Raw genomic sequence first — 14,547 nt, 5'->3', positions numbered from 1 at the left:
GTATAAATTTCTAGTACATTTAATGAAAATAGCATAAACAAGAACCTAATATTGGGAGGGTGGAAGAATGAAAGAGGAGAAAAGCATTGTTGGTATCGGACTTCTGCTCTTTGCTTGGATCAAGGGTGGTTGGAGGATTTTCACAATCAAAGAATTGAAATCGAAACCAATGATTCGTAAGGAAAGTGGGATGATTTCCTTTCCCTTGGAAACCCAGGAGGAAAAAGATGGAAGCATGGAGGGAACATTATCACGACTAATTGACGAGGAGGTTGGAAATATTTCAGAACAAGTGTATATTTACGAGATGGTTTCAAAAAAATTTTTAATACACAAGGGAATCGAAATTTTCTATTTCTATGGCATTTTCGGGGGAGATTATAGGCAAAATTTTTCTCCCAAAGATGACGACATTGTTTATGCTGGCTGGTGGACATTGGAGGAATTATTGGCCTTTACTAAAATAAGGGTTGAGGTTCTGCCAATTCTTCAGCACTTTATGAAAAACGGGGGATTAAATAATCTCCTAATAAAACAAGAAAAAATAAATTAGCGCGGTTATTCTCAATGACCGCGTTTTTTCATAAAAATTTTCGTATGAGCAAAATCTTCTTCCGAGAATATTTTGGTATAATTTTCTGCACGAAGACCGTTAAAGATTTCAACGGATTTTAACATCTTATTTCTTAGTATGTCTAATTTCTTGATTTTTCCTAGAAGTCCGCTTGTGACATCAACATTGTGAGATCCTGATAGTGTAGCATTTTTTTTAATATCATTTAATGCAATTATTTCTAATAATTTTGCGTCTTCATGCAGATGCGGATCTTTGGTAAAAATCCCATCTATATCAGAAGCAAAAAATATTTTTTCAGCCTTTAATTTTTCAGCCAGATATGGAGCGACAGCATCCCCAGAGCACACGGACATGCCAAGCTTGTTGTCAAAAACCATATCACCATAAAGTATGGGCAGGCAATTTTTACTAAGCGCTTCGCGTATCATTTTTAAATTGCAATATATTATTTTCCTTTCTTTTTGGATGATGGCTGAGGCAGTATGAATTGGAAAAGCCATTAAGCCATTAGTGATAAATATTTTGCAAAGGGTGTTATCCAATTCCTGGATTGCATTGCAAGTAATCAAGGCTTTTTTGATTTTATCTTTCGTCTCATTTGTTCCTTTTGTCAAGTTATATTTTTTTGCCAAACGATGTCCCACAGATCCTGCACCGTGGACTATAATTAGATCAAAGTTCTCTTTTGCTTGAACTTTTTTTATCGCGAGAGCTATTTTTCTGAGTAAAGCATGACGTACTAATATGCCTGGCTCATCTTTGCAGGTTACAACACTTCCGCCAAGCTTGAGAATATAGAGTGGGCGCATAATATTGTATAATTATGGTTATGTTGATAACTCGAGTATTCCATAAATAGCGATATAAATCAAGAAAATAGATAGCCCTTCCTTTTTTCCCAAAATCCGCTAAGCTTGGAGTATATGCAAACCGAATTTATTACTGAAAAAATTAGTGAGACTAAGAAGCTTGGAAAAATATTAGCTTCTGAGCTTTGTGGTGGGGAAGTGATTTGTCTTTTTGGTGAGTTGGGGGCAGGGAAAACCACATTTACACAAGGTCTATTGGAAGGTCTGGGAGCGCAAAAGCCCTATACTAGCCCGACTTTTGTGGTGATGAAAGAATATGAATTGAAAAACCCGCCTACGCTAAAGCTTCTGCGGGTAAGCAAAAAAATCCGTAAAATTTATCATTTTGACGCGTATCGGGTGGAAGCGGAGGATATAATAAACCTCGGCTGGGAGGAAATGATGGCTGAACCGAGCAATATTTGCATCATTGAGTGGGCGGATAAGCTGGAAAAAATCATTCCGGAGCGGGCGATTTGGATTGGGTTTGAGTGGCAAGACGCCAAGAGAAGAAAAATAACTTTGGCTGTAAAAAGCCAATAATAGAAAATATGGTCAAGTGTTTTTGAGCCAACTAGAAAATACTTGACAATATTTTCTATGTGGGTGTAAAATGCAGGTATGGACATAAATCATAGGAATATGTTGAAAAAGCGCTATTTGCAGGACAAAATTGCTAAAGATCTTGAAAAAAAGATGGTTTTTATCGGTGGGCCACGGCAAGTTGGCAAAACAACACTTTCTCGCCTAATCGGGAAAGAGGGCTATGCCAACTTTTCCTACCTCAATTGGGATAATACAGAAGACCGAAAAAAAATTATTGCCAGTCAGTTTGAGTCAGAAGCAAAACTAATTATCTTTGATGAAATTCACAAATACAAAAAATGGAAAAATTATATCAAAGGCCAGTTTGATAAGTACAAGGAACGCTTTGCAATTCTCGTGACGGGCAGTGCTCGGCTCGATCTCTATCAGAAAGGCGGTGATTCTTTGATGGGAAGGTATTATTACTTTCGACTCCATCCATTTTCACTTGCTGAAATTTTGGGCAATAAATTCAACGCCGAGCCTTTTGAAGAGTTAAGCTTTAATCTATCAGCAAAAGCATATTCTGAATTTAAAAAATTAGTTGCTTTTGGCGGATTTCCAGAGCCATTTTTCAGTCAGGACTTGGAGGTTTTGCGTCGTTGGCACAATCAAAAAGTTGATCGACTTATCAAAGAAGACATTCGCGATGTCGAGGTTGTGCGGGATTTGTCAGCTTTGCAGGTGCTGGTTGAGTTATTGCCAAAAAAGGTCGGCTCGCTGCTATCGCTTAATTCTCTGCGGGAAGATTTGGAGGTGGCGCATGGAACGATAAAACTTTGGATGGATATCTTGGAAAAGTTTTATTATCATTTTCGTATTTATCCTTTTTCTGCTAGTGCGATTAAGTCACTTCGTAAAGAGGCAAAGCTCTATCTCTGGGATTGGTCGCAAGTTTCCGAGGAAGGAGCGAAGTTGGAAAATATTATAGCGTCACATCTGTTAAAGCTGTGTAATTTTTTGTATGATGCGAAAGGCCACAAGGCAGAGCTTTTTTATCTGCGCGACATTGATCAGCACGAGGTCGATTTTCTTGTAACAGTTGATAGAAAACCTTGGCTGGCAATTGAGGTAAAAAAATCAGATCAGGCAATTTCCAAAAATCTGCAATATTTTAGAAAAAAGCTCGATATTCCCTTCTGCTACCAACTGGTTGATATGGAAAATGTTGATTTCTTAAAAGACAATATTCGCGTAATGAGTATGGATAAATTTCTGGGCGGATTGATTTAACATTCAAACCAATCTCCAGTAAAATAACAAAAAAGACCAAAAACTTGCTAAAATCCGAAAAGCGTGCTAAAAATACCTAAGTGTCTCAGCACAATAATTTATCAATAATTTAGAAAAAAAGTTTATGCCAATCAAAAAAGCCGCTAAGAAATATATGCGGGTGACCGAAAGGAAGACCGAGAAAAACCGTAAAATCAAAGGAGCCTTCCGAAGTGCGATGAAATATACCAAGGAAGCTCTAGTGAAAGCCGATGGCGCAAAAGCGACTGAATATCTCAAAAAATCCATCAAAGCCTTGGACAAGGCAGTTGAAAAAAACGTGATCCACAAAAATACAGCCGCCCGCAGAAAATCCCGTTTGAACAAAGCGGTCAAAGCGCTCGTAACCAAAAAATAGTTTTTCTTATCTTTGAAATAAAAAAACCATCCGAGAATTTTGGATGGTTTTTTAATTTAGTTGATAATTAGGCAAATCATAAGCTTATCCCTTTTTTCTAAATTTCAATAATATCCCTGTCGGTTCTGTTTCATTTTCATCTTCAAACATGGAATAGTCTTTTTGCTCTTCTAGGGTAAAATGTTCAAGGCAGGTTTTTGAAAGATAATCTTCTAGCGTATGTGGAGGATTTTCAACAATGAATTTTCCTTCAAAGATCGGTTTTTTCATCTTTTCTCCCGGTTTTAAATTTTGTTCGGCAGCTATTTTTGCATCATGGATCGGATGAGGAGCAGCAATCAGAAACAGTCCGTCCTTCTTGAGAACACGCGCAACTTCCAAAATAGCCTCATCAAAATCAGACATGACATGAAATGAGTAACGTCCCATAATAGCATCAACGCTACCGTCAGCAAGTGGGATATGTTTCCAGTTGCCGGCAACCAGTTCGATGCCGGGATGATTTTCTCCGAGAGTTTTTTTGGCTTCAGAAAGCATGGATATGGATGGTTCAATTCCGATCACTTTTTTCGCTCCCATTTCTTCGTAGGTAAGAAGGTCATCTCCAGCACCGCAACCGATATCGGTGACAGTCATTTTTTCAATATTTAGTCCTAGAGATTCTTGGAAAAATCTCCGTCCGGTGTCAGGGGACTGGGAGTAGAATTTTCTTTGATTTTCGAGATAATCCTTTCCGTGTTCGTCAAAAAAAGAGATAGACGAATCTTTTTTTTCGATTTGTGTAATAAATTTTACCTCGCTAGAGTCGCGTCCGGTATTAAGCACTTTTGCTATTAGCCAACCACAGCGCTTCAAAGAAAATGCGCTGGCTTTCGGTGACAGCGGGGTTTTTGATACTAAAAGTCAGGTGCGGGTCGCCATAGATTTCAAAATCCACTCGATCGGCGGAAATTACCGTGTTGACAAGATTTTTTTCTAGTCCGTTCATTGTTCTGTATTCCATCAAATTGCGTTCGGTTGAAGATTTGGCCATTGTTTTGTCTAATGATGTTGGTCCGATCAGGCGAAAGTTGATTTCTCGTGCGATGCGGATGCGGTCCCATTCATTATGGACGGCCTCACCTGCTTGCTCGAAATAGCGTTCCCACTCGCCACAAATCATCAGAATTGTGCTTTTTTTTGGAGTTTCCTTGATGTTTTCCAGGAAACGATTACGAAAAGCCTTGTTGCCCTCGGTCACTTCAAACTCTTGTCCAACCTTTTGATGCATAAGGCCGATGAGCATTGCTGACGCCTCCAGCGCTTTTTTTTCGCGTTCCTCAGCCAAGGAAATCAGTTTTCGGGGGTTTTGCGCTCGCCAGATGGAGCGTTTGGCGCCAATTTGGCTAACTAGAGCCTTTTCCTTGAGAGTTTCTAGAGCGTTATAGACAAATTGGCGATGCAACTCAATATTTTTACTTAAGCTTATTGCGCTCATTTCGCCATTTTGAAGCAATTCAACATAAATTTGAATTTCTTTATTGCTGAGACCCAGGGAAATGAGGGTGTTTTCTAGTTTATGGTCAATAATCTTTGACATATCTATATTATATACCTTATTTTAGATAAAAGCAAGTCATATAAAACAGTCAATAAATCATTGACACTATGCCTAAATCATGCTATACTTTGCTGTTAAGATGAGAAAGTAAAAAGAAACAAGACTAAATCTTAACAACCTAACCATTAAGCAAAAACAATGAAAATGCTTTTGAACAACGGAACAATAATTGGCGATTCTCCGAGTATGCCGGAAAAAACCAGAAAATATCTCAATCAGTTTTGGCACTTTCCTTCTCAAAAAGAAGCGGAGAGGGAAAAGGAGAAATACTATACTTTTGATTACAAAAGAGAAATTCATCGCCGAACTGACCAGATTGAAAGCGTGATTGAACCGTAAATTCTAGTGGGAGACAGAAAGTTTTCCGTCTCTCCTAGAGTTTATCTAATTTCTTAGGTGAATCGTAGTTTTTTAAAAAAATAATAAAAATGCCGCCTGTATCGGCGGGGTAAATGTGGAGCAAGGAGTAAATTATGACAACAATGTTAGGTAGTAAGTTTAGTGCGGTGGAGTTTTTGAAGAGTAGGGAAGAGGCTATACGCATTTCTTGTCCTCGAAATCGGGGTTATCGGCAAGGGGAGCAGGAGGAATATATAAAGCTATGTGAAAGCATAGCTGGATATATTAAGAGTAGTGAGTTACCGGAAGAAACCGCCTTCATTATTGACAATGATGGTTGTGAGGTAGTTGTATTGATCAAAGGAAAGGAGGTACTGTTGCATAGAATTTATTACGACTATTTCATGCCCCCGAATTGTCGCGGGACGTGTGGCGGTTATTGCCACCAATACTTCCTGCGGTTCGAGGGATCATTGAGGGCGGTAGAATCTTTTTTTAAATGATTCTATCGTCATCGAAGACTTGCGGCAAGTCTATAAACTGCCGTTTTTTTTATTGTGTCATTCCCGCGGAGGCGAGAATCCAGTCACCTCAAGTTAAAAATAAAGAAAAACGAATTATTAAAATTCAAGACTTGCCTAAATAGAAAGTTTATTGCACTTGCAGCTCGACTTTCTAAAACTTTTATAATTAGTGGAACCTGGATTCCCGCCTCCGCGGGAATGACACCTAATGCTAGACATTTTTTTAGCAAGGTTTTCTTTAGTGGCAGGGATAAATTTATTTATAATTCCACAATAAATTTATCCAAAGACAATTTGATATCGGCTTGGCCGGTTTTGATTTTTGCGTCGAGTGCGCCGAGTTTTTTGTGGATGGCAATCAGTTTTTTTTCGCCGAAATTTCTGGCCTGATTCATGCTTTTTTTCACCACATAGGGATGGAGCTTGGATTGTTTTGCGATTTCAAATTCGCTAAAAATTCCATTTTCTTGGAGCGAAGCAATGCGCAAAAGATTTCTAAATTGGTAGACAAGCATCGAAAAAAGATAGAACGGATCGTCGCCCTGGTCGAGATGGCGATGGAACAGTTCCAGTGCTTTGGGCTTTCTATTGGCGGACATCGCTTCGATTGTTTCGAAAATATTATTATCCATTTCGGCTTTGACTAAAAGATCAACCGTCGCGTCACTGATCAACTCCGTCTCAGAATAGTCGATTAATTTTTCAATTTCCTGCGTCAGCAGAGCTGTGTCATTGCCGACATAGGTGATCAGTTTTTCCAAAGCGGATTTTGAAATAGAGGCTTCTAGAGAGGCCTCTTTAATTTTTGCCAAAATCCATTGGCTTAACTTTAGTCCTGTGAGTTTTTCAAAATTTTGTTTCTTAGCATTCTCCAGGAGAAATTTGAACAGTGCATTGTTTTTTCGCGGGCTGCCTTTTTCCCAAAAGATCACGACCGCGTCAGCGTCGAGTTTTATTTTTTCAATATTGTCTTTCAGAAATTTCAGGAGCTTGGCCTGTTCGTCAGTTGGAGTTTCCGTGATGATATTTTTGGCGATGAATAATTTTTTGGTGGAGAACAGTCCGGAAGCTGAAAGGGCGGAGCGCATTTTTTCCAGTGCGCCGGTTTTTGAATCAGTCGCATCAAACAAAGACAAACCCGCGTTGGATTTGTCATTGAGAGAAAACTTATTTTTTATTTCCAGTACTTTTTCACTTGACCGGAAAGCGTCATCGCCGTAGAAAAAAATAATCATCGATATTTTTCACTAAATTATTCTGCTGGAGTCCATTTTAGATTTTGTCCAGGCTCCAAGATTTCCAGCCAGATCTGTCCGGGCACGAACTGAATCTCTTGTCCGCTCTGGTCATAGAAAAAGAGCTTGCTGTCTAGGCTGGAACGGTCTTTTTTCCAAGTGCCGGTCATTTCTTTTCCATTCATATAATAGTGCGCTTCGCCAGAGTCTGTTGCATCGTACCACGGGTCGCCAATTTCCACATTATTATAGCGCCCACTGATGCTTTCGACGCCGGTTTTTTTGATTTCTTCGACATTCTTCCATGGATCTTGCAAGCCTTGGCCGACATAATCTTGGGTATTGGTGATTTGTTCCGATTTAGCAAAAATTACGACGACATTTTTTGGTGCCAATCTTTGGCCGTTGTTTCGGTCTGTGTCGGCTGTTTCATCCCAGGTGCGCAGATAGGAATTGGTGGCTTTGTCGTAGTCGTAGGTAGCATCGTAGGGATTGGCAAAGGCGACACGCAGATGTCCGCCACTGGGCCGGTCTTCGAGCGGAGTTTCCGCTTGATGGGGATAGCCGACAAATTTATTTTCCGTCCGATAGCCCAAGTCAGTCATGGCTTGCTGTACTTTTTCCGCTTTGACGTGGCCGGAGTCTTCCATCCGCATCTTGGGGTCATTTTTCCAATCCCAACGATCGCAATATTTTCCAGAATAAACTAAGCAATCAATGTTATCAATCAGTGTTTTGTCTTTCAAAAGATCTAGCGCGAAATGCGAACCACCCCAATTGATATACACGGAATCAAGTCCCTTGGCAAGGGCGATGTAGTCATGGCGGGCACTTCTAATTGCGCCAATTTCTTTTGGAATGTCGCAAAGATAGACTCCCATCAGGCGTGTCACAGAAGAAGTGTAGGCGGGCATTTCAATTACCATGTCAGCCTGTGAAAATCCGGCGGCTGGTCTCGCGAGCACATCAGCTGGTTGCATAACTGCTACGGAACGATTTTTCCAATTCTCACAAGCCAATCCGGAAATCGGGCTGACGTTTTCACTATTGAGCGGACCAGTTTGTGCGGCCTTTTTAGGGTTAAGATCAATTTGTTTTTTCGCTGCCTGCTGATTTTGGTTTTTGAAAAACCAATAACCACCACCCGCAATCAGTATTATTACAACAATAATCGCGATAGTTTTTTTCTTACTTCCCATTAAATTTAAGTTTAAAAATTACTTTCCTATTATATCGCAATACTCCGAAATAGGGAAGGCTTTGACAGAACGTAGCGACTATTGACAGAATTTGACCGTTTGCTATATTTATCGCATGCACAGTATTTATCAAACAACCAAGCGAGTCAATAATAATATGTCCGGGATTACCACCGGCCGGCTTTGGTTTTTGAGAAATGAAGATTAGCGCATAGAGAAAAATCATTTTACAAAAACCAAAGCCGGTCCTAGGAGGGAACCGGTTTTTTGTTTCTTTAACAATTTGTGGTATTTGTATTTTCTTAATTCTAGCTAAAGGAGTAAGAATTATGAATGATATCTGCTGTGGAGAATGTGGAATTTTCAGAGGAAGTCGTTGCTCTCTGGAAAAAAGGTCGCTGGCAGGAGATTGTCCGCTGTATCCAGAAATTCCGACAATTCTGGATAACGATAAAAATCCAAAATGTACTAAGGCACGAGCGAAGGGAGATCCTGGCGTTTTTTCTTGGGGATATGTGGAAATTGCGACGAGCAAGGGAAATACTTCATGTCAAAAAATCGATGAAGTCGTCGATTTAGTCACAGACACATCTCCTGAGGAAAAAAGTTGTCTTAAGTGCAAAGGAAGTTGGTGGTTGTTCGGTATTTCCTAAAAATAGAGATTTGGATTATGCCCAAAGGTGTAATAGCTTTGGCATAAAAAAAGAAAAAAAGGAGGATTGATTTTATGTCTTCAACCGTACTTTTTGTTTGTCCAGTATGTGGCAAAAATGTCGGCTGTGTTTTTATTCTAAACAGATGGTGCGAAGGGCGTTGTTTCCTGCTTAATTGCATCTGGGATAAAACTACCCCGGAAATAATATTAACCGAATTTCACGAAGCATGTAAAAACCCCTGCTATCATCGCATAGATGGGCATGCTTAGAAAGGAGAAGATATGAGAGAAAGTGCAAGGCTTAATGTTAATGATGAGTATTTCGGATGCTATAGATGTAAGTCGTCGATCGGATGCAGAGTCAGAATGCTGATGTTTTGTGATGATAACTGCATCATGAAGTGTCGGTGTCTGTTCGATCAAACGGATGAATTTACAACTACGATGCTTTGTGATGAATGCAAAAAGGAGGTAGCTTTAATAACAAGAAGTTGTAGTAATTGTGTCAGGAGCTTCTTTGTGGGCGCAGGTGTCTGTGGCAATGTGTGCCGGTTGATCAATAGGGTGATACTTAAGCCGACAAAGGTGGCGGAAAGATGTGGCGCATATAAGTTGGATGAAGAAGATCGCATAACTCAGTGTGCTTGGCCTCTTCTTTCTAAAAAAGAGGTGGCCTATGGTTGATACGTTCATTTCAGGTGGGGTGTGAGTTTTAATTTTATAACCCACACCCCTTTATTTTTTTAAAAAGCCATTTGTATGTTAAGATTGAGCTATTAAAAATAAAATGAATTATATGAGAAAATACTTTTTTGTTTTGATTGTAGCTGGATTGGCATTCTCGCTTTTTGGAGTCGACGCGCGAGCTGCTGTTACTGCGCGGACCAATGTCACTGATTGGTATATCAAAGATTTTCAATCAGAAATTTTAGTCAACAAAGATTCAACATTACTCATCGCAGAGAGAATCACAGCTGATTGTGGGATGGCTTCCGGCAAACACGGAATTTTCCGCACTTTGCCGACTGTTTTTCGTACGACGGACGAAACAATCTCGATGCCGGTCGAACTTGTGAGTATCACGGATTTTGCTGGAAAAAGCTTGCAATATTCCACGCAAAAAAACTATTCGAATAATACGGTGACGTGGAAGATTGGTGATCCTGATCGGACCGTGACCGGAGTGAATAATTATCTCATAACCTATAAAATAAAAAATACCATCCTTTTTGATAATCCTGCTTTTGACGAGCTTTATTGGAACTTGAACGGTAATTTTTGGGACATTGAAACAGACAACTTTACTGGCACAATAGTTTTTCCTGCTGAAGTCACAAAAAATAATACTAAAGTGGATTATTATACCGGCAGTATTGGCAGTAAAAGCCAGGCTGGTGCCAATTATTCTTGGATCAGCGATAATATCTTGCAATTCCAGTCAACTGGCATGCTTGGTATTGGCGAAGGAATCACGGCCTCAATCACTTTCTCGAAAAATATTTTCACGCCCTATGCCCCGACGTTTATTGAAAAGTATGCTTTTTATCTTTGGTTTATCATTCCGCTTGTCGCTTTTGCAATTTGCTTCGGCCTTTGGAATAAATATGGCAAAGATCCCAGAATGGACAAAACAATCATCACTGAGTTTGATGTGCCGGAAAAGCTTTCTCCATTGGAATTGGGGACGCTTTTTTTCAATGGAACATTAAAGAATGAATATATCACCGCCGCAATCATCAATCTGGCAGTCAAAAAAATTATCCAGATCGAGGAGACCGAAGGACTTGATTCTGTGCCGGATGGTCCCGCTAAGGAAGTGGTCTCTGAATTTTCAGACAAGCAAAAAAGTTTCATAGAAAAGACCTTGAATTTTTTGCATATCGGCAAAGATTTTCGATTGAAAATAATTGATCAGGCAAGAATAGCCGAACTTTCCCAGCCGGAGCAAGTTTTGATCGAAGGTGTATTTTCAGGGAAAGACGAAGTGATGCTTTCGTCGCTTCGCAATAAGTTTTACCAAAGCATATCGAAGATTAAAAAAGAAACCATAAAAAACTTGGAGGAGAAAAAGTTTATCGAAGTTGCTGGCTTGAGTTTCCAAGTCGCCTTTTTGATTTTAGGTGTTGCTTTTGTGTTTTTGACATTTATCCTTGCGGCTTATTCCTTTCTGAGTTTGCCGGCAATGATCTTCACTACGATTATTCTCTTTATTTTCGCCTTTTTGATGCCCAAAAGAACATCTTCTGGGGCTGAAGTTTTTTGGAAAACGCAAGGTTTCAAGCTCTACATGGAAACGGCAGAAAAGTACCGTGACCAATTTTATGAGAAAGAAAATATTTTTGAAAAACTTTTACCCTACGCGATTATGTTTGGAATGACGAAACTCTGGATTAAGAAAATGAAAGAAATCTATGGCGAAGATTATTTCAATTCCTATCACCCTGGTTGGTTTGTTGGTAGCAGTCTTGCATCCTTTGACGCGGATAGTTTTTCATCGCAGATCGACAGCTTGTCTTCGGCAATGGCCGCCAATACTTCTTCCGGCTCAGGTGCTGGCGGTGGCGGCGGTTCAGGCGGTGGCGGAGGAGGCGGTGGTGGGGGAGGATGGTAAAGGTGAAATTTTCAATTCACAATTCACAATTTTCAATCAATTTTAAATTCTTAAAGCATGAAGTTAGGAAAATATCAACACTATAAAGGCAAATACTATGAAGTGCTTGGCGTGGCACATCATAGCGAAACGTTGGAAGAATTGGTTGTCTATCGCGCTCTCTATGCTAGCAAAGAATTCGGCGAAAATGCTCTTTGGGTTAGGCCGAAGAAAACGTTTCTGGAAGAAGTTGTGATTGATGGTAAAAAAGTTCCGCGGTTTAAATTTGTAAAATAGAAATATCGTAGAGACGCAGCACTGCTGCGTCTTTTATATAAACAAGAACCGTGTCATTCCCGCGAAGGCGGGAATCCAGGCACCTCAGGTTAAAAATAAAGTAAAAACAAATTGTTAAAATGCAAGACTTTCTGAAACCGAGAGCTTGTCAGACCTGTGGCTCGATTTTTCAGAGTTTAAAACTAGTGGAACCTGGATTCCCGCCTTCGCGGGAATGACACAAAAAAAGTTAGATTATTTCTGGCATTTGGCACAAAAGAACACACTTCTTTGTGCCATTTTTTTGCGCAAAATTAGTCCGCCGCATTTTGCGGGACATGGCAATTTATCTCGACGATAGACTTTTAGCATTTCTTGAAAATGTCCCGGCGCACCATCTGAGTCGCGATAATCACTGTCGGATGTTCCGCGCATTTTGATGGCCAGTTTTAGGATTTTTTTTGTGGCCAGAAAGATTTTTTTGCGCTCGTCTTTTTCCAGACTTTCATTTTTGCGTTCTGGCAAAACTCCGGAGGCAAAAAGAATCTCACTGCGATAGATGTTTCCAATGCCGGAAATGATACTTTGATCAAGGAGGAAGATGCCAATGAGCATTTTTGGTTTAGCGTCAAGCAGTTCATTGAATTTTGTCAGCGTAAACTGTTCACTCATCGCATCAATACCAATCTTTTTTTCCGCCAAATATTTTTTAATACTATTTGTCTCCAGAAGTCGCATCGTTGCAAACTTTCGCAAATCAGAAAATTCCAATGTCTTGTTTTTATTTAAATACCAAATGTGGTGAATATATTGATTGACCTTATCGTTGAAAAAATCCACCTCATCCGGCCTACGGCCACCTTCTCCTTGGTAAGGAGAAGGGCTTTTTTTGTATTTTTGTCTCCTCTCCTTACTAAGGAGAGGGCTAGGGTGAGGTGGATTTAATTTCACAAGCAAATGTCCCGTCATCCGCAAATGAATATGCAGCGATTTCCCGCCAGAAAGATGGAGGAATATATTTTTCCCCACCCGCTGGGCGGAAAGGATTTTTTTGTTTTTCATCTCGCGTTGAAACTGCAAAAGCGTCGTGCCTTTTATGGCCGACGGAAAATCTGACCAAAATTTTGTAATAATCAATCCCTTGACTTTTTGGTTTAAATCTGTTGTAATTGTCTCAACTTCTGGCAGTTCTGGCATACTTTATCAATCAAAATTTAGCTTTTCTAGACTAGCATAAAAAAGATTTTTTTGCATCAGGCTGATTTTTGTAGCCAAATCTAATTTTAAAAACAACAACCAAAAAAAAGGAGGAGCAATCATGAGAAAACATAATTTTGTTGTTTTGAAAAATAGGGCAGATCGTCTGCTCACGGTGCAAATTGCGGGTATCAAAAATGAGGAAGATGCAAAATTGTTCTTTGAAAATCAAAAAAGAGAATTTGTTGCTTTTTTCTCAATTGATACTATGGGGGTCAAGGATGAAACGCTTGCCTTGGCGATAGAATCGCTCTTGACTCTATTAAATTTCACCTTGACGCGCACCGCCATTGAGCACGCAATGACAATCTTGGCTAATGTTGTATCAGATGCATTGGTCGAAAAACTAAGGAAAAAAAGCATATGATCAAAAAAAATAAAAAAAGGGAACTGCCTATTGTGGCCGTGCCCTTTTTTCTATGTATAAATTCTTTGTCTATTCTTTCCCCATTCCCCACAATACTTCAAAAAAATTGCGATAACCGGCGGTAGTTTTTTGGTTTTTGAAAGAAAAAACAGTAATTGGGTCACCTTTCAGGAAGAAATCTACCGCATCATTGAAGACGCAAATTCCGCCATAGCTGTGATGATCCGGTAGGAAGCGGTACTGAGTCCGGAGGCGCGTCTCGTCTGATCGCTTGGCGACTTTGCGTAGCCCTTCATTTAGAATGAAACGAATAGAAATTTTTTTTTCATTGCGCCGTTTTTCATAGGCATCAAGAAAATCCGTCCGCTTCTCAGTGAACAACTCGCCCCAATCGGTGGAAATAATTACCATTTCTTCGCCTTCAGGCATAATTTCCAAGGTATCGAACTGCCTTTGGATGTAGGCGGTTTCGCCTTGATACACTTCGAATTCTTGCCCTATTGGGCGGACAGCGATGTCACTTAGTTGTTCTAGTGTCTTTTTTGCCACTAGCCGTTTTTCTTCAATTAAGTTGTTGATACGTGCCGGTGGATTGGATTCAAATTTCTTGCGACCATTCACGATACTGTGCTTGACCAGCCCCTTTTCTTCTAGTGCATAGAGCGAATTATAGACATATTGCCCGTGAAGTCCGGTGCTAGTCACTATCTTGGAACTGCCGACTGGCCGGGCTTTTTTCAAAAGATCGACATAAACAACCGCTTCTTTTTCAGACAGGCCTAGCGCTTGGAGATTTGATAATAAATTTTTATCAAGATTATTTGACATGCTTATGTTATACACCTTTATTATAGCCAAGTCAATA

The 14,547-nt window shown here is 39.9% G+C and carries 18 protein-coding genes; 11 read left to right on the top strand and 7 right to left on the bottom strand.

What is annotated here, in order from left to right; translation table 11 throughout:
- Nucleotides 1-67 precede the first annotated feature (67 nt).
- Nucleotides 68-553 (top strand): hypothetical protein, encoded by a 486-nt coding sequence (locus WC848_01710; GenBank protein MFA5961379.1) that lies wholly within the window; start codon nt 68-70, stop codon nt 551-553.
- 11 nt (nt 554-564) lie between these two features.
- On the opposite strand, the gene WC848_01705 is transcribed toward WC848_01710, so the two are convergent.
- The gene (locus WC848_01705; GenBank protein MFA5961378.1) at nt 565-1,386 is read right to left on the bottom strand and encodes an isopentenyl phosphate kinase; all 822 of its coding nucleotides are present in this window, start codon (nt 1,384-1,386) and stop codon (nt 565-567) included.
- Nucleotides 1,387-1,500: 114 nt separating this feature from the next.
- Between WC848_01705 and tsaE the strand changes: the two genes are divergently transcribed.
- From tsaE to rpsT, 3 genes are all read left to right on the top strand, one after another.
- On the top strand, nt 1,501-1,968 hold the full coding sequence (tsaE, locus tag WC848_01700; GenBank protein MFA5961377.1) for a tRNA (adenosine(37)-N6)-threonylcarbamoyltransferase complex ATPase subunit type 1 TsaE: 468 nt from the start codon (nt 1,501-1,503) through the stop codon (nt 1,966-1,968).
- A gap of 99 nt (nt 1,969-2,067) precedes the next feature.
- Nucleotides 2,068-3,243, top strand: coding sequence for an ATP-binding protein (locus WC848_01695; protein ID MFA5961376.1), 1,176 nt, complete (start codon nt 2,068-2,070; stop codon nt 3,241-3,243).
- Between the two features lie 124 nt (nt 3,244-3,367).
- Nucleotides 3,368-3,640 carry a 30S ribosomal protein S20 gene (gene rpsT, locus WC848_01690; protein MFA5961375.1) on the top strand — a complete coding sequence of 91 codons (273 nt, stop codon included), beginning with the start codon at nt 3,368-3,370 and terminating at the stop codon, nt 3,638-3,640.
- Nucleotides 3,641-3,724: 84 nt separating this feature from the next.
- Here the strand turns inward: rpsT and WC848_01685 are convergent, their stop codons facing one another.
- Both WC848_01685 and WC848_01680 read right to left on the bottom strand, forming a co-directional pair.
- Nucleotides 3,725-4,465, bottom strand: coding sequence for a class I SAM-dependent methyltransferase (locus WC848_01685; GenBank protein MFA5961374.1), 741 nt, complete (start codon nt 4,463-4,465; stop codon nt 3,725-3,727).
- Entirely contained in the window at nt 4,458-5,219 is a 762-nt protein-coding gene (locus WC848_01680) for a helix-turn-helix domain-containing protein (GenBank protein ID MFA5961373.1), read from the bottom strand. Before WC848_01680 ends, WC848_01685 begins: the two co-directional genes overlap by 8 nt.
- A gap of 159 nt (nt 5,220-5,378) precedes the next feature.
- Here WC848_01680 and WC848_01675 point away from each other — a divergent pair, with 159 nt between their 5' ends.
- The gene (locus WC848_01675; GenBank protein MFA5961372.1) at nt 5,379-5,579 is read left to right on the top strand and encodes a hypothetical protein; all 201 of its coding nucleotides are present in this window, start codon (nt 5,379-5,381) and stop codon (nt 5,577-5,579) included.
- Nucleotides 5,580-5,713: 134 nt separating this feature from the next.
- Nucleotides 5,714-6,082: a hypothetical protein gene (locus WC848_01670; GenBank protein ID MFA5961371.1), complete on the top strand. Its 369-nt coding sequence runs from the start codon at nt 5,714-5,716 to the stop codon at nt 6,080-6,082.
- Between the two features lie 281 nt (nt 6,083-6,363).
- Here WC848_01670 and holA read toward each other — a convergent pair whose 3' ends face one another.
- Both holA and WC848_01660 read right to left on the bottom strand, forming a co-directional pair.
- The gene (gene holA, locus WC848_01665; protein MFA5961370.1) at nt 6,364-7,338 is read right to left on the bottom strand and encodes a DNA polymerase III subunit delta; all 975 of its coding nucleotides are present in this window, start codon (nt 7,336-7,338) and stop codon (nt 6,364-6,366) included.
- A 17-nt stretch (nt 7,339-7,355) separates the two neighbouring features.
- Complete coding sequence (locus WC848_01660) at nt 7,356-8,537, bottom strand: DUF3048 domain-containing protein (protein ID MFA5961369.1); 1,182 nt, start codon at nt 8,535-8,537, stop codon at nt 7,356-7,358.
- A 329-nt stretch (nt 8,538-8,866) separates the two neighbouring features.
- Here WC848_01660 and WC848_01655 point away from each other — a divergent pair, with 329 nt between their 5' ends.
- The 4 genes from WC848_01655 to WC848_01640 all read left to right on the top strand — a co-directional run bounded on the left by WC848_01655 (nt 8,867) and on the right by WC848_01640 (nt 12,079).
- On the top strand, nt 8,867-9,190 hold the full coding sequence (locus WC848_01655; GenBank protein ID MFA5961368.1) for a hypothetical protein: 324 nt from the start codon (nt 8,867-8,869) through the stop codon (nt 9,188-9,190).
- Between the two features lie 284 nt (nt 9,191-9,474).
- Entirely contained in the window at nt 9,475-9,876 is a 402-nt protein-coding gene (locus tag WC848_01650) for a hypothetical protein (GenBank protein ID MFA5961367.1), read from the top strand.
- Nucleotides 9,877-9,988: 112 nt separating this feature from the next.
- Nucleotides 9,989-11,803 (top strand): DUF2207 domain-containing protein, encoded by a 1,815-nt coding sequence (locus tag WC848_01645; GenBank protein MFA5961366.1) that lies wholly within the window; start codon nt 9,989-9,991, stop codon nt 11,801-11,803.
- Between the two features lie 57 nt (nt 11,804-11,860).
- Nucleotides 11,861-12,079 (top strand): DUF1653 domain-containing protein, encoded by a 219-nt coding sequence (locus WC848_01640; GenBank protein ID MFA5961365.1) that lies wholly within the window; start codon nt 11,861-11,863, stop codon nt 12,077-12,079.
- 234 nt (nt 12,080-12,313) lie between these two features.
- Here the strand turns inward: WC848_01640 and mutM are convergent, their stop codons facing one another.
- Nucleotides 12,314-13,255, bottom strand: a complete 942-nt coding sequence (gene mutM / locus WC848_01635; GenBank protein MFA5961364.1) for a bifunctional DNA-formamidopyrimidine glycosylase/DNA-(apurinic or apyrimidinic site) lyase — start codon at nt 13,253-13,255, stop codon at nt 12,314-12,316.
- Between the two features lie 121 nt (nt 13,256-13,376).
- Between mutM and WC848_01630 the strand changes: the two genes are divergently transcribed.
- The gene (locus WC848_01630; GenBank protein ID MFA5961363.1) at nt 13,377-13,682 is read left to right on the top strand and encodes a hypothetical protein; all 306 of its coding nucleotides are present in this window, start codon (nt 13,377-13,379) and stop codon (nt 13,680-13,682) included.
- 69 nt (nt 13,683-13,751) lie between these two features.
- On the opposite strand, the gene WC848_01625 is transcribed toward WC848_01630, so the two are convergent.
- Nucleotides 13,752-14,510, bottom strand: a complete 759-nt coding sequence (locus WC848_01625) for a helix-turn-helix domain-containing protein (GenBank protein ID MFA5961362.1) — start codon at nt 14,508-14,510, stop codon at nt 13,752-13,754.
- Nucleotides 14,511-14,547: the final 37 nt, after the last annotated feature.

The sequence above is a fragment of the Parcubacteria group bacterium genome, assembly GCA_041659505.1.
In the GTDB taxonomy this organism is placed as follows: Bacteria; Patescibacteriota; Minisyncoccia; order Moranbacterales; family UBA2206; genus UBA9630.
Note: the sequence above shows the minus strand (reverse complement) of the source record. Positions and strands in the feature narration are given on the sequence as shown.

What these genes read in the sequence shown, in the direction of transcription:
- WC848_01710 (MFA5961379.1), top strand. Translation starts at nt 68, where the DNA reads ATGAAAGAGGAGAAAAGCATTGTTGGTATCGGACTTCTGCTCTTTGCT.
- WC848_01705 (MFA5961378.1), bottom strand. Translation starts at nt 1,386, where the DNA reads ATGCGCCCACTCTATATTCTCAAGCTTGGCGGAAGTGTTGTAACCTGC.
- tsaE (MFA5961377.1), top strand. Translation starts at nt 1,501, where the DNA reads ATGCAAACCGAATTTATTACTGAAAAAATTAGTGAGACTAAGAAGCTT.
- WC848_01695 (MFA5961376.1), top strand. Translation starts at nt 2,068, where the DNA reads ATGTTGAAAAAGCGCTATTTGCAGGACAAAATTGCTAAAGATCTTGAA.
- rpsT (MFA5961375.1), top strand. Translation starts at nt 3,368, where the DNA reads ATGCCAATCAAAAAAGCCGCTAAGAAATATATGCGGGTGACCGAAAGG.
- WC848_01680 (MFA5961373.1), bottom strand. Translation starts at nt 5,219, where the DNA reads ATGTCAAAGATTATTGACCATAAACTAGAAAACACCCTCATTTCCCTG.
- WC848_01675 (MFA5961372.1), top strand. Translation starts at nt 5,379, where the DNA reads ATGAAAATGCTTTTGAACAACGGAACAATAATTGGCGATTCTCCGAGT.
- WC848_01670 (MFA5961371.1), top strand. Translation starts at nt 5,714, where the DNA reads ATGACAACAATGTTAGGTAGTAAGTTTAGTGCGGTGGAGTTTTTGAAG.
- holA (MFA5961370.1), bottom strand. Translation starts at nt 7,338, where the DNA reads ATGATTATTTTTTTCTACGGCGATGACGCTTTCCGGTCAAGTGAAAAA.
- WC848_01660 (MFA5961369.1), bottom strand. Translation starts at nt 8,537, where the DNA reads ATGGGAAGTAAGAAAAAAACTATCGCGATTATTGTTGTAATAATACTG.
- WC848_01655 (MFA5961368.1), top strand. Translation starts at nt 8,867, where the DNA reads ATGAATGATATCTGCTGTGGAGAATGTGGAATTTTCAGAGGAAGTCGT.
- WC848_01650 (MFA5961367.1), top strand. Translation starts at nt 9,475, where the DNA reads ATGAGAGAAAGTGCAAGGCTTAATGTTAATGATGAGTATTTCGGATGC.
- WC848_01645 (MFA5961366.1), top strand. Translation starts at nt 9,989, where the DNA reads ATGAGAAAATACTTTTTTGTTTTGATTGTAGCTGGATTGGCATTCTCG.
- WC848_01640 (MFA5961365.1), top strand. Translation starts at nt 11,861, where the DNA reads ATGAAGTTAGGAAAATATCAACACTATAAAGGCAAATACTATGAAGTG.
- mutM (MFA5961364.1), bottom strand. Translation starts at nt 13,255, where the DNA reads ATGCCAGAACTGCCAGAAGTTGAGACAATTACAACAGATTTAAACCAA.
- WC848_01630 (MFA5961363.1), top strand. Translation starts at nt 13,377, where the DNA reads ATGAGAAAACATAATTTTGTTGTTTTGAAAAATAGGGCAGATCGTCTG.
- WC848_01625 (MFA5961362.1), bottom strand. Translation starts at nt 14,510, where the DNA reads ATGTCAAATAATCTTGATAAAAATTTATTATCAAATCTCCAAGCGCTA.